This is a genomic window from Mesorhizobium sp. WSM4829 (genome assembly GCF_055811475.1).
Genome location: NZ_JBVVQJ010000007.1, coordinates 95910 through 117026, shown reverse-complemented (window position 1 = coordinate 117026; position 21117 = coordinate 95910). Strand labels below are relative to the sequence as shown.

At 63.5% G+C, this 21117-nt stretch carries 22 protein-coding genes; 16 read left to right on the top strand and 6 right to left on the bottom strand.

All coding sequences use genetic code 11. From position 1 onward, the window contains the following. Positions 1-258 precede the first annotated feature (258 nt). The 3 genes from AC0L17_RS09355 to AC0L17_RS09345 all read left to right on the top strand — a co-directional run bounded on the left by AC0L17_RS09355 (position 259) and on the right by AC0L17_RS09345 (position 4429). The gene (locus AC0L17_RS09355) at positions 259-1752 is read left to right on the top strand and encodes an NAD-dependent succinate-semialdehyde dehydrogenase (protein WP_473515601.1); all 1494 of its coding nucleotides are present in this window, start codon (positions 259-261) and stop codon (positions 1750-1752) included. A gap of 35 nt (positions 1753-1787) precedes the next feature. Beyond that, positions 1788-3167 (top strand): aminotransferase, encoded by a 1380-nt coding sequence (locus AC0L17_RS09350; RefSeq protein WP_473515600.1) that lies wholly within the window; start codon positions 1788-1790, stop codon positions 3165-3167. Between the two features lie 158 nt (positions 3168-3325). Then, positions 3326-4429, top strand: coding sequence for an alcohol dehydrogenase family protein (locus tag AC0L17_RS09345; protein ID WP_473515599.1), 1104 nt, complete (start codon positions 3326-3328; stop codon positions 4427-4429). 440 nt (positions 4430-4869) lie between these two features. Here the strand turns inward: AC0L17_RS09345 and AC0L17_RS09340 are convergent, their stop codons facing one another. After that, a complete protein-coding gene (locus tag AC0L17_RS09340; RefSeq protein WP_473515598.1) occupies positions 4870-6237 on the bottom strand; it encodes an aspartate aminotransferase family protein in 1368 nt (455 codons plus the stop codon). Between the two features lie 144 nt (positions 6238-6381). Between AC0L17_RS09340 and AC0L17_RS09335 the strand changes: the two genes are divergently transcribed. The 4 genes from AC0L17_RS09335 (at position 6382) to AC0L17_RS09320 (ending at position 8440) form a co-directional block, all read left to right on the top strand. Continuing rightward, positions 6382-6507, top strand: a complete 126-nt coding sequence (locus AC0L17_RS09335; RefSeq protein WP_287174024.1) for a hypothetical protein — start codon at positions 6382-6384, stop codon at positions 6505-6507. A 2-nt stretch (positions 6508-6509) separates the two neighbouring features. Next, positions 6510-7631, top strand: a complete 1122-nt coding sequence (locus tag AC0L17_RS09330) for an NAD(P)/FAD-dependent oxidoreductase (protein ID WP_473515597.1) — start codon at positions 6510-6512, stop codon at positions 7629-7631. A gap of 116 nt (positions 7632-7747) precedes the next feature. Further along, a complete protein-coding gene (locus AC0L17_RS09325; RefSeq protein WP_473515596.1) occupies positions 7748-7966 on the top strand; it encodes a hypothetical protein in 219 nt (72 codons plus the stop codon). Between the two features lie 114 nt (positions 7967-8080). Continuing rightward, positions 8081-8440 carry a YybH family protein gene (locus tag AC0L17_RS09320; RefSeq protein WP_473515595.1) on the top strand — a complete coding sequence of 120 codons (360 nt, stop codon included), beginning with the start codon at positions 8081-8083 and terminating at the stop codon, positions 8438-8440. 182 nt (positions 8441-8622) lie between these two features. Here AC0L17_RS09320 and AC0L17_RS09315 read toward each other — a convergent pair whose 3' ends face one another. After that, positions 8623-9060, bottom strand: coding sequence for a CBS domain-containing protein (locus AC0L17_RS09315; protein WP_473515594.1), 438 nt, complete (start codon positions 9058-9060; stop codon positions 8623-8625). A gap of 221 nt (positions 9061-9281) precedes the next feature. Here AC0L17_RS09315 and AC0L17_RS09310 point away from each other — a divergent pair, with 221 nt between their 5' ends. Together AC0L17_RS09310 and AC0L17_RS09305 are read left to right on the top strand one after the other, a co-directional pair. Then, entirely contained in the window at positions 9282-9719 is a 438-nt protein-coding gene (locus AC0L17_RS09310; protein WP_473515593.1) for a hypothetical protein, read from the top strand. Positions 9720-9820: 101 nt separating this feature from the next. Continuing rightward, a complete protein-coding gene (locus AC0L17_RS09305) occupies positions 9821-11011 on the top strand; it encodes an NADH-quinone oxidoreductase subunit D (protein ID WP_473515592.1) in 1191 nt (396 codons plus the stop codon). 15 nt (positions 11012-11026) lie between these two features. Here the strand turns inward: AC0L17_RS09305 and AC0L17_RS09300 are convergent, their stop codons facing one another. After that, positions 11027-11779, bottom strand: a complete 753-nt coding sequence (locus tag AC0L17_RS09300; protein ID WP_473515591.1) for a metallophosphoesterase family protein — start codon at positions 11777-11779, stop codon at positions 11027-11029. Continuing rightward, on the bottom strand, positions 11772-12584 hold the full coding sequence (locus AC0L17_RS09295) for a nucleotidyltransferase family protein (RefSeq protein ID WP_091600389.1): 813 nt from the start codon (positions 12582-12584) through the stop codon (positions 11772-11774). The genes AC0L17_RS09300 and AC0L17_RS09295 overlap by 8 nt, the downstream gene beginning before the upstream one ends. A gap of 163 nt (positions 12585-12747) precedes the next feature. Here AC0L17_RS09295 and AC0L17_RS09290 point away from each other — a divergent pair, with 163 nt between their 5' ends. Next, positions 12748-13032 carry an acylphosphatase gene (locus AC0L17_RS09290; protein ID WP_473515590.1) on the top strand — a complete coding sequence of 95 codons (285 nt, stop codon included), beginning with the start codon at positions 12748-12750 and terminating at the stop codon, positions 13030-13032. A 227-nt stretch (positions 13033-13259) separates the two neighbouring features. Here AC0L17_RS09290 and AC0L17_RS09285 read toward each other — a convergent pair whose 3' ends face one another. Continuing rightward, positions 13260-13694 (bottom strand): hypothetical protein, encoded by a 435-nt coding sequence (locus AC0L17_RS09285; RefSeq protein ID WP_473515589.1) that lies wholly within the window; start codon positions 13692-13694, stop codon positions 13260-13262. A gap of 296 nt (positions 13695-13990) precedes the next feature. Here AC0L17_RS09285 and AC0L17_RS09280 point away from each other — a divergent pair, with 296 nt between their 5' ends. Further along, the gene (locus AC0L17_RS09280) at positions 13991-14170 is read left to right on the top strand and encodes a hypothetical protein (protein ID WP_077374092.1); all 180 of its coding nucleotides are present in this window, start codon (positions 13991-13993) and stop codon (positions 14168-14170) included. Between the two features lie 183 nt (positions 14171-14353). On the opposite strand, the gene AC0L17_RS09275 is transcribed toward AC0L17_RS09280, so the two are convergent. Next, a complete protein-coding gene (locus tag AC0L17_RS09275) occupies positions 14354-15286 on the bottom strand; it encodes a GntR family transcriptional regulator (RefSeq protein ID WP_236377224.1) in 933 nt (310 codons plus the stop codon). Positions 15287-15426: 140 nt separating this feature from the next. Here AC0L17_RS09275 and AC0L17_RS09270 point away from each other — a divergent pair, with 140 nt between their 5' ends. From AC0L17_RS09270 to AC0L17_RS09250, 5 genes are read left to right on the top strand one after another with little or no spacing between them, the layout of a single operon-like run. Continuing rightward, positions 15427-16623 (top strand): C45 family autoproteolytic acyltransferase/hydolase, encoded by a 1197-nt coding sequence (locus AC0L17_RS09270; RefSeq protein ID WP_473515588.1) that lies wholly within the window; start codon positions 15427-15429, stop codon positions 16621-16623. After that, the gene (locus tag AC0L17_RS09265; RefSeq protein ID WP_128166591.1) at positions 16605-17546 is read left to right on the top strand and encodes an ABC transporter permease; all 942 of its coding nucleotides are present in this window, start codon (positions 16605-16607) and stop codon (positions 17544-17546) included. Before AC0L17_RS09270 ends, AC0L17_RS09265 begins: the two co-directional genes overlap by 19 nt. Continuing rightward, complete coding sequence (locus AC0L17_RS09260) at positions 17543-18370, top strand: ABC transporter permease (RefSeq protein WP_473515587.1); 828 nt, start codon at positions 17543-17545, stop codon at positions 18368-18370. Before AC0L17_RS09265 ends, AC0L17_RS09260 begins: the two co-directional genes overlap by 4 nt. Positions 18371-18411: 41 nt before the next feature. Then, entirely contained in the window at positions 18412-20043 is a 1632-nt protein-coding gene (locus AC0L17_RS09255; RefSeq protein ID WP_473515678.1) for an ABC transporter ATP-binding protein, read from the top strand. 7 nt (positions 20044-20050) lie between these two features. After that, positions 20051-20803, top strand: a complete 753-nt coding sequence (locus tag AC0L17_RS09250; RefSeq protein WP_473515586.1) for an MOSC domain-containing protein — start codon at positions 20051-20053, stop codon at positions 20801-20803. The last annotated feature ends 314 nt before the right edge of the window (positions 20804-21117 follow it).

Below are 21117 nucleotides of genomic sequence, written 5' to 3'. Positions count from 1 at the left end.
TCCGCCGCATTTCTCGGCTAAGGTCACGGAATGGATCCCAGGGTCTTCGCGACGGAGCTTCGCTCCTGCTTCGCCCGGGGATGACGAAGTTGGAGAAGGTTCAGCCAATCTCCACTGTCTGCTACAGCCTCGGAGAGACTGTCCTGTGTTTCGGCCCAATAGAGACAATCTCTCTACGCGTGCGCTCCGAAACAGCCTCTCTGTCTGCGCCGCGCGCATAGTCTCTCCGCATCATTCCGAAACCGGGAGACCTCGAACATGTCCGCGCATTTTGCTCGCCCACAACGCCACGAAGCGCTTGACCGGCTCGCCGACCGGCGGCTGCTGCGCCAACTCGCCTATGTCGACGGCCACTGGACGGCGAGTGAAGCCGCCGAGAGTTTTGGGGTGGCCGACCCTGCTACAGGCGCCACCGTTGCCTGGGTTGCCGCGCTCGATGCCAGGCAGACGAGCAAGGCGATCGACGCGGCGTCGCGCGCCTTTCCCGCCTGGCGCGCGGCTCTCCCACAGGAGCGCGCAAGAATCCTGCGAAAATGGTTCGACCTGATCATCGCCGCGAAAGAGGATCTGGCGCTGTTGATGACGCTCGAACAGGGCAAGCCTCTCAAGGAATCGCTTGGCGAGATCGACTACGCCGCCTCCTTCGTCGAATGGTACGCCGAGGAGGCAAAGCGCCTCAACGCCGAAAGCGTCACCAGCCATTTGCCAAACGCCGAGATGATGGTGCGGCGCGAACCGCTCGGCGTCGTCGGCGTCGTCACGCCGTGGAATTTTCCCGCAGCCATGCTGACCCGCAAGGCGGCGGCCGCCCTTGCCGCCGGCTGCACCATCGTCGCGCATCCTTCGTCGGAAACGCCGCTGTCGGCACTGGCGCTGGCCGAGCTCGGCGAACGCGCCGGCCTGCCGGCTGGCGTCTTCAACGTTCTCACCGGCAAGGCCTCGACCATCGTTGGGCGGATGTGCGAAGATCCGCGCGTCCGCGCCATGAGCTTCACCGGCTCGACCGAGATCGGCAGGCTTATCGCCGCGCAAAGTGCGCCGACGATGAAGCGGCTGGTCATGGAGCTTGGCGGCCACGCGCCGCTGATCGTCTTTGCCGACGCCGATCTCGACAAGGCGGTGACGACAGCCGTCGACGCCAAATTCGCCACTTCCGGCCAGGATTGCCTTGCCGCCAACCGCATCTATGTCCAGCGCCCGATTTATGATCGTTTCTGCGCCGCCTTCGCCAGGCGCATCGAGGCACTGCGGACCGGCAATGGCCTGGCCGATGACATCGACATCGGGCCGTTGATGCACGAGCGCGGCGTCAAGAAGGTCGAGGAGCAGGTCGCCGATGCGCTCGCCCATGGCGCGCGCTGCCTAACCGGCGGCGGCAGACATCCGGCCGGACCGCTGTTCTACCGGCCGACCCTGCTCGCCGATGTCACCGACGATGCGCTGATCATGCGCGAGGAAACTTTTGGTCCGGTCGCCGCGGTGACGCCCTTCGACAGCGAGGACGAGGTCATCGCCCGCGCCAACGCCACCGAATACGGGCTCGTCGCCTATGTCGTCACCGAGAACGGCGGCCGCCAATTGCGCATGGGCCGTGCACTCGACTACGGTATGGTCGCCATCAACCGCGTCAAGATCACCGGCGCGCCGGTTCCGTTCGGCGGCGTCAAACAGTCCGGCATCGGCCGCGAGGGCTCGCGCCACGGGCTCGAAGCCTTTACCGATCTTAAATATCTCTGCCTGGACGTAGCGTAAGCCGCGCCGGAGACATTTCCTTAGGAGTAAAAAAAATGCTCGACCAGTCCAACGAACTCGCCGCCTGGGACCGCGACCACTTCTTCCATCCCTCGACCCATATGGGCACGCATGCGCGGGGTGAATCGCCGACCCGCGTCATCGCCGGCGGCGAAGGCGTCACCATCTGGGACAATAACGGCCGCAAGAGCATCGATGCCTTCGCCGGGCTCTATTGCGTCAATGTCGGCTATGGCCGCCAGAAGATATCAGACGCCATCGCCGCCCAGGCCAGGAACCTTGCCTATTATCATGCCTATGTCGGCCACGGCACCGAGGCGTCGATCACGCTTTCCAAGATGATCATCGACCGCGCCCCGCAAGGCATGTCGAGGGTCTATTTCGGCCTCTCCGGCTCCGACGCCAACGAAACCAACATCAAGCTGATCTGGTACTACAACAACGTGCTCGGCCGTCCCGAGAAGAAGAAGATCATCTCGCGCTGGCGCGGCTATCACGGCTCTGGCGTCATGACCGGATCGCTGACCGGGCTCGACCTGTTCCACAACGCCTTCGACCTGCCGCGTGCGCCGATCCTGCACACCGAGGCACCATACTATTTCCGCCGCGCCGACCGCTCGATGAGCGAGGAACAGTTTTCCCAACACTGCGCCGACAAGCTCGAAGAGATGATCCTGACCGAGGGCCCCGACACGGTCGCCGCCTTCATCGGCGAGCCGATCCTCGGCACCGGCGGCATCGTGCCGCCGCCCGCTCTGTACTGGGAAAAGATCCAGGCGGTTCTGAACAAATATGATGTGCTGCTGGTCGCCGACGAAGTGGTCACCGGCTTCGGCCGGCTGGGCACCATGTTCGGCTCCGACCATTACGGCATCAAGCCCGACCTGATCACCATCGCCAAGGGACTGACCTCGGCCTATGCGCCGCTGTCGGGCGTCATCGTCTCGGATAAGGTCTGGCAGGTGCTGGTGCAGGGCTCCGACAAACTCGGCAGCCTGGGCCATGGCTGGACCTATTCGGCGCATCCGATCTGCGTTGCCGCCGGTGTCGCCAACCTGGAACTGATCGACGAGATGGACCTGGTGACCAACGCCGGTGAGACCGGCGCCTATTTCCGCGCCGAACTGGCGAAAGCCGTCGGCGGCCACAAGAATGTCGGCGAGGTGCGCGGCGACGGCATGCTGGCGGCAATCGAATTCGTCGCCGACCGGGACGACCGCGTGTTCTTCGATGCCGCGCAAAAAATCGGGCCGCAGGTCGCGACCGCGCTTGCCGAGCTTGGCGTCATCGGCCGCGCCATGCCGCAAGGCGACATCCTCGGCTTTGCGCCGCCGCTATGCCTCACCCGCGAAGAGGCGGACATCGTCGTGTCGAAGACGGCCGATGCGGTGAATGGCGTGTTTGCCAGCATCTAATTATCGACCTTGGTGCCGCCGCTCATCCGCCTGTCGGCACCTTCTCGGTAGAGAAGGGTCAAGCACTCGGCGCCGGCTGACCCCCTCTCCCCATTGTTCACGGGGAGAGGGTAAGGGTGAGGGGCAGCGCCAACCTGGAATATCTGGAAGCAACATCAATGACCTCCATAGCCCTCCCCGCCACCATGGCAGCCGTGCTTCTGACCGGTCACGGCGGGCCGGAAAAGCTTGTCTATCGCATCGATGTGAAAGTGCCCTCTCCCGCCCCGGGCGAGGTTCTGGTCAAGGTCACGGCGTGCGGCATGAACAACACCGATGTCTGGGTGCGCCAGGGCGCCTATGGCACGGAGGAAGATGCTGCCGCCGTGTCGACCTGGCGGCGTCAGGGCAATACGCTGACCTTCCCGCGTATCCAGGGCACCGACACGGTCGGCAACATCGTTGCTGTCGGCGAGGGTGTTTCTTCGGCCCGCATCGGTGAGCGGGTGATGGTCGATTTCTCGATCTACAACCGCGACGATGATTCACTCGCCGACATCGACTATATGGGCCACGGCCGCGACGGCGGCTATGCCGAGTACCAGACCGTGCCGGCCGAGAATGCCCATGTCGTCGCCACCGACCTGACCGACGTCGAACTCGCCACCTTCTGCTGCGCTTATCTTACCGGCGAACAGATGCTCGAACGCGCCGCATTGAAGGCCGGCGAGCGTGTGCTGGTCACCGGCGCGTCGGGCGGCGTCGGCTCCGGCATCGTGCAGTTGGCGCGGGCGCGCGGCGCCATTCCCTATGCCGTCGTCGGCAAGGGCAAGGAACAGGCGGTGCTCGACATCGGCGCCGAGGCGGTGATTACCCGTGGCGTCGCCGATCTGCCCGCCGCCGTGAATAACGCGACCGGCGGCCAGCCGATCGACGTGGTTGCCGACCTCGTCGGCGGCGGCATCTTCAATGACCTGTTGCGCATCCTTCGGCCCGAAGGCCGCTACACCACCGCCGGCGCGATTGCCGGCCCGGTCGTGCAACTCGATCTGCGCACCATGTATCTCAAGCAATTGCAGCTGCACGGCTCCAGCCAAGGCACGCGACACGATTTCCGTCGTATCGTCCGCTACATCGAGGAGAAGAAAATCCAGCCGCTGGTCGGCGGTGTCTACAAGCTGTCGGATTTCCACCGCGCCCAGGCGGATTTCATCGCCAAGGATTTTGTCGGCAAATTGGTGGTCGTTCCGGACGCCGTTGCGGACCTCGCTGCAACGCGTTGACAACCAAGACTAGCAAGGCAATTGCCGCCTCCGAAGCTGCCGATCTCCCCCCTTGCGGGGGAGATGCCGGCAGGCAGAGGGGGGTGCTGTCCCTCCGACCTGTCAATCGATCGCAGCCACGCCCTCAAGCTGGGTTGGCAAGGCTGAAGTCGAAGTTGCGATCCTTCCCACCCCCCTCTGTCCTGCCGGACATCTCCCCCGCAAGGGGGGAGATTGGATGTCGCTTCGGCTTTCGCCAATCACGAGCGTCCTCCGGCCAAAGCCAAATAAGTCTCAGGTCGGGCAGAGATTGGCTTTGCTGATCTTGATGAGCAAAACCATTCTGTGATTTGGCTGCAAACAAGGATTCCTGATCCTCTCCTGCAGCGTTATAAGTTTTTCGCAATTTTCTTATAACGTCGCTTGCGTCGCTCGAGATCATGCCGTTACGCGCGCGCCAATTACGGGACCAGCTTGACCGCGGCTTCAAGCGATCTTTCAAACGCGTCGATCACCTGGTCGACCTGGGGCTCGGTGATGATCAGCGGCGGGCAGAAGGCCAGTGCATCGCCCATGTTGCGCGAGATGATGCCGTTCTGCTGCATGAAACCGTTGACGAGCCCGCCCAGCGCGCCGGCCGTCTCCCACGGCGTCTTGTTCGCCTTGTCGCCGACCAGTTCGACCGCCGCGATCAGGCCGACGCCGCGCACCTCGCCGACAAGCGGGTGCGAAGCGAGCTTGCGCAGCCGCTTCTGCATATGCGCGCCGACCGTGCGCGCATTGCCGACGAGATCGCGCTCCTCGATCAGCTTCAGGTTCTCCAGCGCGACCGCCGCCGCAACGGGATGGCCGCCGCCGGTGAAGCCGTGGCCGAAGGTGCCGATGCGATTGCTTTCGTCGGCAATCGGCTCGAAAACCTTCTCGTTGATCAGCAAGGCCGAGATCGGCAGGTAGGACGAAGAGATCTGCTTCGACAGCACCATGATGTCGGGCCTGATGCCGAAGGTCTGCGAGCCGAACATTTCGCCGGTTCGGCCAAAGCCGCAGATCACCTCGTCGGCGACGAGCAGGATGTCGTATTTCGACAGCACCGCCTGGATCTTCTCCCAGTAGCCGGCCGGCGGCCCGATGACGCCGCCGGCGCCCATGATCGGCTCGCCGAAGAAGGCAGCGACGGTTTCCGGGCCTTCGGCCAGGATCAGCTTTTCCAGATCGTCGGCAAGCCGGCTCGAAAACTCTCCTTCGCTCTCATTCGGCAGCGCCTCGCGCCAGTGGTGCGGCGTCGAGGTGTGCAGCACATTGGCGATCGGCAGGTCGAAGGAAGTGTGGTTGTTGGGCAGCCCGGTCAGGCTCGCCGAGGCAATGGTGACGCCGTGATAGCCGCGAATGCGGCTGATGATCTTCTTGCGCGCAGGCTGGCCGAGTGCATTCGACCGGTACCAGATCATCTTCATGGCCGTATCGTTGGCCTCGGAGCCGGAATTGGTGAAGTACGCCTTGCTCATCGGCACCGGCGCCATCTGCACCAGCTTCTCGGCGAGATCGATCAGCGGCGAATGCGATTTGGAACCGAAGTCGTGATAGTAAGGCAGCCTGGACATCTGGCGCACCGCAGCGTCGACCAGCCGCTTCTCGGAGAAGCCGACCGCGACACTCCAAAGCCCGGCCATCGCCTCGATATAGCGGTTGCCGGCGAGATCCTCGACATAGATGCCGTCGCCCTTCTCGATGACCAGCGGCCCTGCCTCTTCATGCTTGCGGGCATTGGTGTAGCCGTGCATGTGGTAGCTGATGTCGCGGGCTTCGGGGGAATTCGGCCGAGCGTCCATGATGGCTCCTGTCCTGCATGCCGGGACGTGCGTCCTGCCGCCGTTCGGCGCGCGCATCGGCCTCTGGATTAATGCTGTTTGCTGCATCCGTTTCTTGTAAGGGTGTCAAGCCCTTTCGGAAGGGCCGGCGGATGGACGGAAGACATGCAGAATTTCAGCTTCGAGGCTGCTGAACGCGGGAACCTGCGCCAAGCCGGCTGTGCGCAAGGCCAAGACTTGGTTCCCGAACGGCTCACCAGCAGGCACAACAACAAGGCTGAGGTGGCCTGATCGTGGACCACGTCGACTGCATCGTCGCCGGCGCCGGCGTCATCGGCCTCGCGATCGCGCGAAAGATGGCGCGGCGTGGCATAGACACCCTGATCCTCGAGGCCGAGAACGCCATCGGCACCGGGACCAGTTCGCGTAATTCCGAGGTCATCCATGCCGGCATCTACTATCCGGCCGGATCGCTGAAGGCCCGGCTCTGCGTGGCAGGCCGCGAAAGGCTCTACCGTTATTGCCAGGAGCGGGCGGTGCCGCATGCGCGCTGCGGCAAGCTCATCGTTGCAACAAATGCCGAACAGGAGCCGATGCTCGCTTCGATCCTGACCAATGCCGCTGCTTGCGGCGCGGGCGATTTGACGCCCTTGACCGCAGCAGAGGCGCGCAGGCTGGAGCCCAAGCTGCGCGGCACGGCCGCGCTTTTGTCTCCCGCCACCGGCATCATCGACAGCCACGCGCTGATGCTTGCGCTGCTGGGCGACGCCGAGGAGCACGGGGCAGCGCTCAGCCTCAACACCCGCATCGTCTCGGGCCGCGTTGAAGGTAGGCGCATCGTGCTCGACACGGTCGACAGCACCAGCGGCGAGCGCTTTGAAATCGCCACCGCGCGCTTCATCAACGCCGCCGGGCTCGGCGCCACGGCACTTGCCGGCTCGCTTGACGGGTTCGATCGGCAATTCGTGCCAGAACTTCGCTACGCCAAGGGCAATTACTTTTCGGTTGCCGGCCGGGCGCCGTTCTCGCGGCTGGTCTATCCCGTGCCCGAGCCCGGCGGGCTCGGCGTCCATCTGACGCTCGACCTCGACGGCGTCGCCCGCTTCGGGCCTGACGTCGAATGGACCGATCAACTCGACTATCGCGTCGATCCAATACGTGGCGAGCGCTTCTACGACGAGATCCGCAAATACTGGCCGGACCTGGCCGATGGCAGCCTGCAGCCGGCCTATAGCGGCATCCGGCCGAAGCTCTCCGGTCCCGGCGAAGCCAATGCCGACTTCGTCATCCAGGACGCGGCGGTGCACGGCGTGGAGGGCCTGGTCAATCTGTTCGGCATCGAGAGCCCTGGCCTGACCTCAAGCTTGGCGATCGCCGACCATGTCGCGCAGCGCCTCGCGCCGAACGCAAACTAGCCGAGGCGACATCGAGCGAGCGCGCCCGCTGCCAAAAGCATAATCCAAAACGCCCGTAAGCCATCCGTAAGCCCGGGTCGCAGAACCTCGGTCCGTCGATCACCGGGGCCATCGATATGAAGATCCGTTTCGAAGCCATACCGAACCCAAGCTGCCGGTTCGAGATCTGGGACAATGAGACCGGCGAGCCTGTCGTCCATCACGATCGGCTGCTCACCTTCGCCTCGGCGAAATCGGCGGCAAGAATCGCCGACTTCCTCAACGACAGCCACCGGCGCCGCGCCGGCGCCGCCGAATGGCGCGTTGCGGATCGCGATCTCGGCTGGGGAGAATGATCGCCAGGCTGCTCCACCTTGCGATCAGCATGGCGGAGCTTCCGCGGCTCGTCTTCCAACGAAACTTGGCGCAGGATCGAACGCTTTGCTACCGAGCGTCGGAGGAGTTTCGCCATGACCGATGAAGCAAGCCGCGAGCCGGCGCGTGATCCCCAGGATCTGGAGCGCCTGCTGATCTCCCGGCAGTGGGTGGGAGACATCGACGGCATGGCCGCGCTTTTTGAGCCGCATGCCGTCGTCGACAGCGGTGACGGGCGACTGACGCGTGGCCGCGAAGCGATCCGGGCACTCTTCGCCGACATCACCGCAACTGGCCAAAAATTTGCCGCCGGAAATCAGACTCCGGCTGTTGTCAGCGAAGATCTGGCACTGACGTCAACCCGTCTTCCCGATGGCACCGTAACCACCGAGGTTGCCCGCCGCCAGGGCGACGGGACATGGCTGTGGGTCATCGATCGATTCTCCGTTGCGTAGCGTCGGCCCGGATGACCCCGGAAATCGATTTTCGCTGGGAATCATGCGCAAACCAAGTGCTCGCGCCTCCGGGCGTGCGGCCCTGTAGCGCAAAGGAGTGACTCCAGTACGGTTGTGGATTCGAAGTTCCTGAACGCCGATGCCGTCGATCGAGCAGGAACTTCAAATCTGTTTATGATGCATCAATGCTCCGTCTGCGAATGGTCGCCGCCCGGCTGCGAGATGCCGCCCAGCGCTTCGCCGGCCCATGCGGGTTCGCCATTCGTGGCGAGGTCGCCGAGCGAGACAATGCCAACCAGCCGCCGGTCGCGGCTGATCACCGGCATTCGCCGCACTTTGAGTTCGCGCATATTCTGAAGAACATCGCCGACTTCCTGGTCGTCATAGCAGCACTGTACCTCCGCGCTCATCACATCCCTGATCTTGGTGTCGGGACCTCTGCCCTCCGCGATGCCACGGACGGCAATGTCGCGGTCCGTGATCATGCCGACCAGCCGCTCATTCTCACCCACGGGCAGAACACCGGCGTCAAGATCGGCCATGACTCGTGCGGCATCCCGCAAGGACTGGTCCGGACTGGCGACCTGAACTTTCCGTGTCATGCACTCGCTGATTCTCATGGCTTTCTCCTCGAGCTGCAGCGCCCCGCCGATCCTGTGATGAAGGTGTGATCAGGGGAGAATGAACGCCTGTCGGAATCGTTCCATCGTTCGACCGCTCGCGCCAGGATAGGCTCCACCATGGCCATATCCGTGACGGACGGGAACCATAATCCGGGACAATGGTTGTGTGGTCACCAGGTGATCCTCCTCGAGCCAAACGAAAAACGGAAGGAACGATCATGCGCATGTTGACGACAATTGCCGCCCTTTCGGGATTGGCCCTGGCGCAGCCGATTCACGCGCAATCCACCGACCCGCAGCTTCCCCAGATCGCACCTCCGGCTCCGGAAGCCCTGCCCGATCCAAGCTTGCCCAACCAAACGCCTGACCAGACCCTGCCTGATCAAGCCCTGCCGGATCAAGGTTTCACCGACCAGAATTTTACTGGCATTGCCATTGTCGCCCTCGAGGATTTGCCGCCGGAACTCAAGACGCAAGCCGAGGCCGTGATCACCCAGACCAGCGTTGAAGATCTGCTTACCCTGCAGAGCTCGATCGATGCCTCGCCACAGGCGGCATCGGTGCTGGCGGCGAACGGGCTGGACTCCTCGCAGGTTGTTGCCGCCAACATCGACGGCGACGGCATGCTGACTCTGATCATCCAGACAACCACGTGATTGGCGGGCACGTGATTGGCGGGCACCTGATCGGTGGTCCGGGCGTGGCGGGCCGGAACACTCGGCTTCGGCCCTGAAACCCGGTACAGCGGAGCAGCGTCATGGTCGAAGCCGCAGTTCGCAACTTCACCCTCAACTTCGGACCGCAGCATCCCTCTGCTCACGGCGTGCTGCGGCTGGTGCTGGAACTGGACGGCGAGGTCGTCGATCGCGCCGATCCCCATATCGGCCTGCTCCACCGCGGCACCGAAAAACTGATCGAGTACAAGAACTATCTGCAGGCCCTGCCCTATTTCGACCGGCTCGACTATGTCGCGCCGATGAACCAGGAGCATGCGTTCTGCCTCGCCGCCGAGAAGTTGTTGGAAATCTCGGTCCCGAAGCGCGGACAGCTCATCCGTGTCCTGTTTTGCGAAATCGGCCGGCTCTTGTCGCATCTCCTCAACGTCACGACACAGGCCATGGATATCGGCGCGCTGACGCCGCCGCTCTGGGGTTTTGCCGAGCGCGAGAAGCTGATGGTGTTTTACGAGCGCGCCTCCGGCGCCCGCATGCATGCGAATTATTTCAGGGTCGGCGGCGTGCACCAGGACCTGCCTGAGAAGCTGCTGGACGACATCTGGGCTTTCTGCGATCCGTTCCTCAAGGTTTGCGGCAACCTCGACGAATTGCTCACCGAAAACCGTATCTTCAAGCAGCGCAACGTCGATGTCGGCGTAATCGGCCTCGATGACGCCTGGGCCTGGGGCTTCTCCGGCCCCATGGTGCGCGGGTCGGGCGCGGCGTGGGACTTGCGCAAGGCACAGCCCTATGAATGCTACCCCGAGATGGATTTCGACATTCCCATCGGCAAGAACGGCGACTGTTACGACCGCTACCTCGTCCGCATGGAGGAAATGCGCCAGTCGGTGCGGATCATGAAGCAATGCCTGGAGAAATTGCGATCGCCGGAAGGCCAGGGGCCGGTGGCAATTCCGAACCACAAGATCACCCCGCCGCCGCGGGCGACGATGAAACGCTCGATGGAAGCGACGATCCACCATTTCAAACTCTACACGGAGGGCGTTCGCGTGCCCGCCGGAGAGGTCTATGCCGCGGTGGAGGCGCCGAAGGGCGAGTTCGGCGTCTATCTGGTTTCGAACGGCGGCAATACTCCCTATCGGTGCAAGATCCGCGCGCCGTCCTTTGCCCATCTGCAGGCGATGGATTTTCTGTCGCGCGGGCACATGATCGCCGATGTCGCCGCGATCATCGGCTCGCTCGATATCGTGTTCGGCGAGATCGATCGCTGACGAGGCGCGGGGTGTTCAGATTTCGAGCAGGGCGTAGGGACGGCCGGTCGGCTTCGCCACGTGCATGGCGACGTTGTAGACCGGGGCGCCGCCGGGCGTGCGACCTTCATAGACGCCGCGATGCGCGTGGCCATGCACCACGGCGCTGACCTTGAACCGGTCGATCGTCTCCGCCAGGCGCGACGAGCCCAGGAACGGAAAAATCTCCAATGGCTCGCCGGCGACCGTCTCGACCACCGGAGCGTAGTGCAGGACGACAAGCGTGCGCTCGGTGCGGACCTGCCGCATTGCGTTTTCGAGGCGCATCGATTCGCTGACGCTTTCGGCGACCATCGCCTTGATCGCCGGCTCGCCGAAGGAGCCGAGCATGCGCGATCCAAAACCGCCAATGAACCCCTTCACGCCGACAAAGCCGACGTCCTTGATTTCCGTGGTCTGGCCGTCAAGAAGATGGACGCCCGCCTGCCGCAGGATGTGGGCAACGTCCTCGACCGCGCCGGATTCATAGTCATGGTTGCCGAGCACGGCGACGACCGGGATTGCGCAGGCGCGCAAATCCTCCGCAAGGATTTCGGCCTCACGCGGCTTGCCGAGATTGGTGAGGTCGCCAGTGAGCACGAGGACGTCCGCTTCGCGCGAGACCTCGCCGAAGAGATCACGGCAGGAGGCCTGCGCGTCTTCCCGCACATGCAGGTCGCCGACAGCCGCAATCCTCACGGTGCCGCCGTTCTCGACCTTTGCCGTAGCAGCCTTGTTCCTCTCAGCCATCGCGAAATTCTCCTGTTCCGCCGACGCCGGCAAAGCCCCATTCCTTGACGTCGATCTCGTAGTCGGTCGGCGAAAGCAGGCGCCCGCGGCAGATCTTCATTCGGGGCGTAGGCAACTCCCTCTGCTTGGCGAGCCGGTCAAGCAATTCGTCGAGCAGCCAGGCGGGAATGTGATCGCGCTCGCTCGGATAGATCCATCGAAAATTCAGAAGCTGCATCAACAGCACCTCCCAGTGAACTTCGAGGTAGGAAAGCAGCCGGCGCCAATCGATCTGATCCTGCGCCTTGAGGATGGTGTGAGCGATGTCGGCGCCGTCGTGGCGGCCCCTGTCCTGGATGAAGCATTTGGACCAGATAAGCTCGGTCGGACCGACGATCCGCACCTGACTGCCCAGCAGCTCGATCTGCCGAGCATGCTCCAGCCACTCGTCGCCGACCGGCATGGTGCCGTTCGCGGATGCGAATATGACGTCAAAGAAATGCGTGCTCTTGAAGACCTTGCCAAGCCACCGGTCGTCCACGATCTCGACCGCAAAACCGGCCTGCTTGAAATGGGCGAGGATGCGGGCAAAGTCGCCGGCCTTGCAGAAAATGTCGAGGTCTTTGGTCTGGCGCGTGACGCCCGTATAGGCGCTCACCGCGTAGGTGCCGGCGACAAGAAAGGGGATGTCCGTCGCGGCGAGTTCGCGGATCGCCTCTGTATAAAAGACCTCGGCCTCGGCGTGTTGAAGCGTCGGCGCGGCTTTCGGATCGATCGTCGGAACGGATGCCGGGATGGCGCCTCCCGTTGGAGAATCGTTGGTCATGAAATCGTGGCTCCGAGGCCCAGCAACCTGCAGCTGTCCGTCTTTTAAACAAAGCCGCCGCCGCATGGTTCCGTTGCCGAGATCATGCGTAAATGTGATGGCGGAGCCTTTTTCGCCGCTGGTGAGTTGAAGGTGTGAACAAACCAACTGCACGGAGGTGACCATGGAGAACGGGCGCAAGGCGGTACGCGTCAGACTGAGGGGAAGGGTGCAAGGCGTCTCGTTTCGCGTGTGGACGCGGACCGAGGCCGAGAGGCTCGGTCTGTCCGGGTGGGTTCGCAATGAGGAAGATGGATCCGTAACCGCACTGATCGTCGGAGCCGACGGCGCGGTTTCGACCATGTTGGACCGGTTGTGGAAAGGGCCGACCGGAGCGTCGGTCTCCAGCGTGACATCCCACGACGTCGATGCCGGCCAGGAGCCGAACGGATTCAGGATCATCGGCTAGGAGTGTGTACAGGGCGCCCGCCGACTGAAATCCGCCCATCCCTGTGGTATCGAGCCTATGGTTCGAGCTTCGCCGATGGCGGATCGCCGCCGAAACGGCCTATCCGCTCATCAACCACCACTGATGCGAGGCGTGGAAATCACTTCGCCGCCCCCATCACCCGAACATGCCGGCCCCCAACATAAATGCCGGCAGCGTGAATGCCCGTAGCGTCAATGCCCGAATCGTCAGTGCATGAATATTCCTCGCAGCCAGGCGAAGAAACCAAACCTCTCGGACATTGCCGCGCGGACGCGAGAGGCAGCCCATCGCGCTCGTATCGAGGCGCCGACATGGCAATGGCAGACGATTTCGTGCAGCTGCCAGTCGGTCAGCTCGAAGAAGCGCTTGGCTTCACCGTAGGTGTCATCTCTCAAGCCTTGCGCGCGAAAGATCGGGTCCTCGAAGGCAACCGTGAGAGGCGAGTCGTTGTAACGCATTTTCTCGCGTATCTCAGGGGACTTGTATTCGGTGCCGGTCAACGCTTCGAGACGTCGATCGGGATTTTTCTCCAGCAGTTTCGCCCAACGTTCGAGACGCTGGCTTCGAGTCGTTACGAGGTCTGTTGCTTCAGCGTGAACGTCGGCAACGGTATGCAGTTGGTCAAGTGTTTGGTGCTTCACGGCCGCCTCCTATTCAGCAGGTGAGTTCGTCCCACCCTGAAATGGAAATTATGTCGCTCCACGACGCCGGCAAGGCCCTCATGGGCGGACCGTTCGATCACTTTTCTGACGGCCCCGTCCGGCCACGAATGCCGATGCCTGCTGGATCATCGGAGTTCGCGTCGGAACCATAGGCATGCGTGGTCGTTCTGCGTGCGTCAGCCCGAGCGAAAACCGATCGAAACGGGTGGCTTCAAAAATCCCAGCCGACGTCGGCGACCCGCCAAGGCAGAGTGCGAGCGGAAGGAAATCACACCATGGCCATTCTTCCCACTCCCGAACCAACGCCCACTCCCGCGCCCACACCGCCGCCGTTTCCTGAACCGAAGCCGGTGCGTGAGCCGGACCCGGACAGACTTCCCGACGAAGCTCCTGTTCCCAATCCGGATGAAAATGATGCGCCGCTGAAAATCGGTCCCAAAAATCCCGGCATTTGACGGAGCGGAGACGCTCGTTCCAGATCGGCCAGTCCCGCATCGATGCCGGATGGCGTCAGCGCATTGGCTCACTGAGCGGCCAGCATGCGGGCTGCGGTCGCCGTCGTCTCGGTGCTGTCAGCGGTGATCAGGCGGCGCGGAAAATGACGACGGAAATGCTCACCGTCGCGGACATCGCAGGCATCAGATCGAGCGCTGCGGCGAAGCGAACTCGGATGCCTGCCTTAGATGCTGGCGCAGCAGCGCCTCGGCCCATTCGATCTCGCCCGCCTCGACGGCATCGAGGATGGCCAGATGTTCCCGGCAGGACTGCTCGATGCGTTCCGCCGGCAGTTCCTCGAAACCCGCCGACTCCTGCAACCGGCGCAGATTGTTCTGCTGGCGCACCGCATCCGCCAGGAACCGGTTGCCGGAACAGGCCGCAAGCCCTTCGTGAAAGGATGCGTTGATCCGGAACCATTCGTCGCCGCCGATCAACGTCTTGCCCGTCGACACGATCGCCAGGATACGCTGGTGAGCGCGGCGGACCGGCGCCAGCTGCTGAGGATCCGCATTGAACATGGGCGACCGCAGCGCCGCGCATTCGACGGCCGTCCGGAATTCATAGCTTTCCCGGTAGGCGTCCTCGCCGACCAGTGTGTCGGCGAAACGCCAGCCATGCCCCGGCAGGCGCTGCACCAGCCCTTCGGCGGCAAAGCGGAGCAAAAGCTTGCGCACGACGCCGCGCGACACCTGATAGCGCGGCATCAGTTCCGCCTCGGACACCTCCTGCGGCAGCTGGCCGAGCGCGCGCTCGCGCATCATCCTGCGGTAAAGCTCCTCGAGCGGTGAACTGGGCAGGATATCTTCAGGGTCGAGGTCGGCGACCTCGCGCGCCAATTGCAGCCCCCTCGTCTCGAACGGGCTCAAGATGCCTTGGGCGACCAGCAGCTCCAACGCCGCGCTGATCGGAGAACGCGAGACGCCGAAGGTGCGGGCAAGGTCGGGCACCGAGACGCGGGTTCCAACCGTCCAGCCCGAATCCCTGATCCGCTCCAGGATCCGCCGCGCCAGATCGATCTGCAGCGGACTGGCCGCCTCGCCGCGCGCCGGCCGGTCGATGATCGTTTCATTCATAGGCACTTCCTCAGGCGTACGCATCTTCGCATTATAGATATGCGCCACGCAGTTCGAACTGGCAATCTATCGAATTTTCCTGCTTTTCATTCAATCAAAATGCATTAGTATCCGAACTCAACGAGTTGAGGCTTCCCTTGATGACAACAGTCGCACCTTTTCCGCTTGTCGAGATCGAAGGAGCGCCGAAAGCGCGCGGCATGGCCTATGGCGAACAGGCGCGCGGTCGCATCGGCGCTTCGGTGGCGCTCTACGCCGGGCAACTCGACCGGTTCGGCTTCGGGCGGGACGATGTCGCGCGGTTTTCCGAAATCTTCCTGCCTCGCTTGCGGCAATGGGCGCCCGATCTCGTCGAGGAAATGCAAGGGATCGCGTCAGGCGCCAATCTCGACCTGTCATCGATCGTCCTGGTCAATGCGCGTACCGAAATCCTGCAGCTCGCCCGGCGCGAGAAGGGCATTTCCGACGACGAGCCCGACGGCTGCACGGGCGCTGTGATCTTGCCGGAGGCAGCCCGCAACGGCAGGCTCATCCATGGCCAGAACTGGGACTGGAAGGCCGAATGCGCCGAGACCTCGGTGGTGCTGCGCATCCGGCGAACGGACGGGCCGGACCTCCTGACCTTCACCGAAGCCGGCGGACTGGCGCGCAGCGGCTTCAACGCGGCCGGCATCGGCATCACCGCGAACTATCTCGAATCGGATCGCGACTACCGCGACATCGGAATTCCGCTGCCCTTCATCCGGCGCCGGGCGCTTGAAGCGCAGCATTTCGCCGACGCCATCAAGGTGGTGGCGACGACACCGAAATCCGGCTCCAACAACATGATGCTCAGCACCGCCGAGGGCTTCACGGTCGATTTCGAATGCGCGCCGGACGAGGCCTTCGCCATCTATCCGGACGACGACATGATCGTCCACGCCAATCACTGGCAGAACCCGGTGGCGTTGTCGAAGCTGCGCGAAACCGGGCTTCGCGACGTGCCGGACAGTCTCTACCGGGACCACCGCGTGCGCCGTCGCCTGTCGGCGCGGCATGGGGACGTCACGGTCGACGATTTGAAGGAAGCCCTCTTCGACGATTTCGCTTCGCCGTTCAGCGTCTGTCGTCCGCGGATCAGGAAGAAAGGCGGCAATCTCTCGGCGACGGTGGCGATGATCGTCTTCGAACCAGCCGCCGGCGTCATGGAGATCGCACCGTTGCCGGCCGAGAACCGCGAATTCACCCGCTACGAACTCACCCTCGACGAGGAGGTCCGCGAGCGCGCCGAGAAGGCGATGTCGGCACGGGCGAGACCTTCGATATCACAGGAGAAACGATGGTCCGCTTTGTCCTGACCCGCATCGCCAGCGCCATACCGACCCTGATCCTGGTGTCGGTTGCGGTCTTCGTGATGATGCGCTTCATCCCCGGTGACCCTGCGACGCTGATGCTGGGAGACCTCGCACAGCCCGGACAGGTCGAAGCCATGCGGCATCGGATGGGGCTCGACCAGCCCGTGGTGGTGCAATATCTGATCTGGGCCGGCAACGTCCTTACAGGCGATTTCGGGCGCTCGATCGGCAGCGGGCAAGAGGTGCTGCCGCTGATCCTCGACCGTTTTGCCGTCTCCTCGATCATCGTCCTCCTGGCCGTGCTTGTCGCCTCCGCCATCGCCGTGCCGGCCGGCATGCTGGCCGCCTGGAGACAGGACAGTCTTGGCGACATCACTGTCGTCGCCACCTCGACCATCCTGCTCTCGATCCCCAGTTTCTGGCTGGGTCTGATGCTGATGCTGATCTTCGGTCTCTATCTCGGCTGGCTGCCAATTGTCGGCTACGTGCCCTTCAGCCGCGACTTCGCGCAAGCCGCTCTCTATGTGATCCTGCCCGTGGTCACCCTGGTGCTCGTCGAGTCCGGCCCGATCGCGCGCATGGCCAGGGCCAGCACGATCGAGGTGGCGCGGCTGGAATACATCACCCATGCGCGGGCAAAGGGACTTTCCGAAAGCGCTGTGATGTGGCGCCATGCTTTCAAGAACGCCTTCGCGCCCACCTTGACCCTGATCGGCCTGGTGCTCGGCAGCCTGCTTTCCAGCATCGTCGTCATCGAGACCGTCTTCACCATTCCCGGCCTCGGCCGGCTGCTGGTCGACGCCATCTATGCCCGCGACTATCCGGTGATTCAGGGAACGATGCTGTTCATCGCCTTCATCTATGTCGTGGTCAACCTTCTCGTCGACCTCGTCTATCCGCTGCTCGATCCGAGGGTCGCCGCATGATCGCCCGTGCGCTCGGCCGGCCCGGCCTGAAATTCAATGCGACCTTCGGGATCGCCGTCACTGGGGCATTGATCCTTCTGGCTGTGTTCGGCCCGTGGATCGCGCCCTACGATCCGCTCAAGCTCGATCTGCCGTCGCGGCTCAACGGGCCGTCGCCCCAGCACCTGCTCGGCGCCGACGAGTTCGGGCGCGACGTGCTCAGCCGCCTCGCCAGCGGCGCGCGGACCAGCGCCTGGATCGCTTTTGCGACAGTCGCCTTCGCCTTGATCCTCGGCATCGTGTTCGGCGTTCTCGCCGGTTTCCTGCGCGGCTGGGTCGATCGCGTCGTCATGATGGTCAACGACGCCTTCCTCGCCTTCCCCGGCCTGCTTCTGGCGCTCGGCCTGATGGCGGTGATCGGCGCCAGCCGCGAGGGGATCATCGTTGCGCTCGGGCTTGCCTACATGCCGATCGTGGTGCGCGTGGTGCGGGCCTCGGTGATGTCCATTCGCGAGCGGGAATATGTCGAGGCCTCGCGGGTGATGGGCAACAGCGAGATCATCACCATGGCGCGGCACGTGCTGCCCAACTGCGTCGCCCCGATCATCGTGCTCGCCACCACAATGTTCGGCTGGATCATCCTGTCGGAGAGCGCGCTGAGCTTCCTTGGACTGGGCGTCCCACCTCCAGCGCCGAGCTGGGGCAACATGCTGTCGACGGCTCGGCCCTATATCGGCCAGGCGCCGCATCTGATCATCCTGCCGGGTCTCTGCATCTCGATCACGCTGCTCGGCATCAACATGCTGGGCGACGCGATGCGCGACTGGCTCGACCCGAAAATGTAGGTCCTGGAAACATGCTCGTGCCGACCGCGGACAACAACACGATGCTTTCAGTGCGCAATCTGTCGATCTCGGTCGGGCCATCGGGAAAGCGGATCGTCGACGGGCTGAATTTCGACCTCGCCCCCAGTGACATGCTGGCGCTGGTCGGCGAATCCGGTTCGGGCAAGACGATGGCGGCCCGCTCGATCGTGAGCTTGCTCCCTGCCCCGCTGGTCACGACGCCGGACAGCAGCATCCACTTCGAAGGACAAGAGCTCACCGGCCTCGCTCCAAAGGCGCTGCGCCAGATACGCGGTGCGCGGATCGGCATGGTTTTCCAGGAGCCGATGGTCTCGCTCAATCCCGCCGTCACCATCGGCGAGCAGATGGCGGAGGGTCTGCGCCTGCATAGCGCCCTGTCGCGCGCCGAGATAAAGGACCGCTCGCTGGCAATGCTGGAGCGGATCCAGATCAAGGATCCCGGCAAATGCCTTGCGGCCTATCCGCACGAATTCTCCGGCGGCATGCGCCAACGCATCATGCTCGCATCGGTCATGCTGCTCAAGCCGCGCCTGCTGATCGCCGACGAGCCGACCACCGCGCTCGACACGCTGGTGCAGCGCGACGTGCTTGACCTGATGGTCGAGCTGACGCGGGAGAACGGAACCGCCGTCCTGCTGATCAGCCACGACCTCGGCATGGTGTCGCACTATGTGAACAACGTGACGGTGATGTGCGAAGGCAAGGCGGTCGAACAGGGAAGCAGCACCCAGGTGCTTCACACACCGCAGCACGATTACACGAAGCGGTTGGTGGATGCGCTTCCCAGGCGCAGTGCCGGCGGATCGAGAAAAACCGTCGACGGCCCGCCCCTGGTCGAGATCAGCAATGTCGTCATCGACTATCCGGGCCGTCCAAGGCTGTTTGGGCGCGCGCAGCCGAAGCGCGCCGTCGACGGCGTCGACCTGACCATCCGGCGCGGCGAAACCCTGGCGCTGGTCGGCGCGTCGGGCTCCGGCAAGACGACCCTCGGGCGCGCCATTGTCGGTCTCGTCAGGCCGGCCAGTGGAACGATCTCGTTTCTTGGCACGGCGATTGCAAACGATCGATCCGCTGATGCGCGTGTGCAGCGTCGTGGCATGCAGATCGTCTTCCAGGACCCCTATTCGTCGCTCGACCCTCGCCAGTCGATTGCCAAGATCATCACCGAGCCACTGAAGCTCGACACCGAATTGGGCCGCAAGCGGCGGACCGCGCGCATGGATGAGGTCATCGAGGAAGTGGGGCTGACGCGCGACCTTCTCGAGCGTTTCCCGCATCAGCTTTCGGGCGGCCAGCGCCAGCGCGTCGCGATCGCCCGGGCGATCGTCAGGCGACCGGCCTTCGTCGTCGCCGACGAGCCGGTCTCGGCGCTCGACATGACGGTGCAGAAACAGATCCTGCTTCTGATCCGGTCGTTGCAGGAACGCTACGGGTTCGCCTGCCTGTTCGTCTCGCATGATCTGGGTGCGGTGGAGCAGGTTGCCGATCGGGTCGCCGTCATGCAGGACGGAAGGATTGTCGAGATCGGCGACCGCGACGACGTCTTCGATCGACCGCGCCACGCCTACACACGCGCCCTTCTCGATGCGGCGATGCTGATCGATCGCCATTTCGCCGATGGCGCGGGCGCACGCAAGGCAGTGGCTCGATGAGGGCGGCATGGCTCGTCGCCGCACCATGACAGCGTTTGGCCGTATCACGGAGATCTGGCGATACCCCATCAGTTCGATGGGCGGCGAACGGCTGGACGGGACTGAGCTTGCGCAGGGCGGGATTCCGGGTGATCGGATCTGGGGCATCATCGACCGGCGCGACGGCGCTGTTGCCGCGCCGGAGAAGCGAAAACACTGGCGACCGCTGCCCAACCTTGTTGCAAGGCTGAAGGGCGACCGGCCGGAAATCGGCCTGGGCGGCTCCTGGATCGATGCCGGCTCCAGCCTCGCAGACGAGCTGGTTTCGGCCTTCCTCGATTTCCCGGCGGCGCTGCACCCACATGTCCGCTTCGGCTCGGAAGCCCGGGATCATATCGCGCCACGCTATCAGCGCGCCGACATCCATATCGTCACGTCAGCCTCGATGAACAGGCTCGCTGGCCTGCTTGAGGATCCTTCGCAAGTGGATTCCAGGCGGTTCCGGCCCAACATCGTGATCGAAACCGACGCTTCGCGGGAAGGTTTCGTCGAGCAGCAGATCATCGGGAAAGTGCTGGCGATCGGCAAGGCGCGGATCGTGATCTCGGAACCGTGCGCGCGCTGCACCTTCACGGCGCTGGCGCAAGGCGATCTCGCCTTCGAGCCGGCAGTGCTGCAAACCATAGCGCGCCATGGCGAGGGCGGCTTCGGCGCGCTCTGCCAAATCATCGAACCGGGCAAGATCAGGCTGGGCGACCAGGTCACCTTGAACGAAGCCTGACCTTTGTCCAGCTTTCGACGCCGGACGGCGGCACGTCGTGACGCTGGTGATGAACATCCAACGCTTGGTGCCGGGGGCGAATACAGCTCACGACCACTTTTCTCCCCTCCGCGGGAGAGTCCGAAGGGGAAGTGGTGACCCAAACCGGTCCTTGCTGGGCCGATTTGGCGGCTCGTAACCGGACGTTCCCCGGAACCAGCGACTTTGCACCGTTCCTGCCGTTCCAATTGAAATCAGCTACGGCGCTAGGTGACCCGGCTCCAATCATTCCCAAAGCCGTCGGCTTCTTCAAGCCGCCGATCAGCGGCATGGAA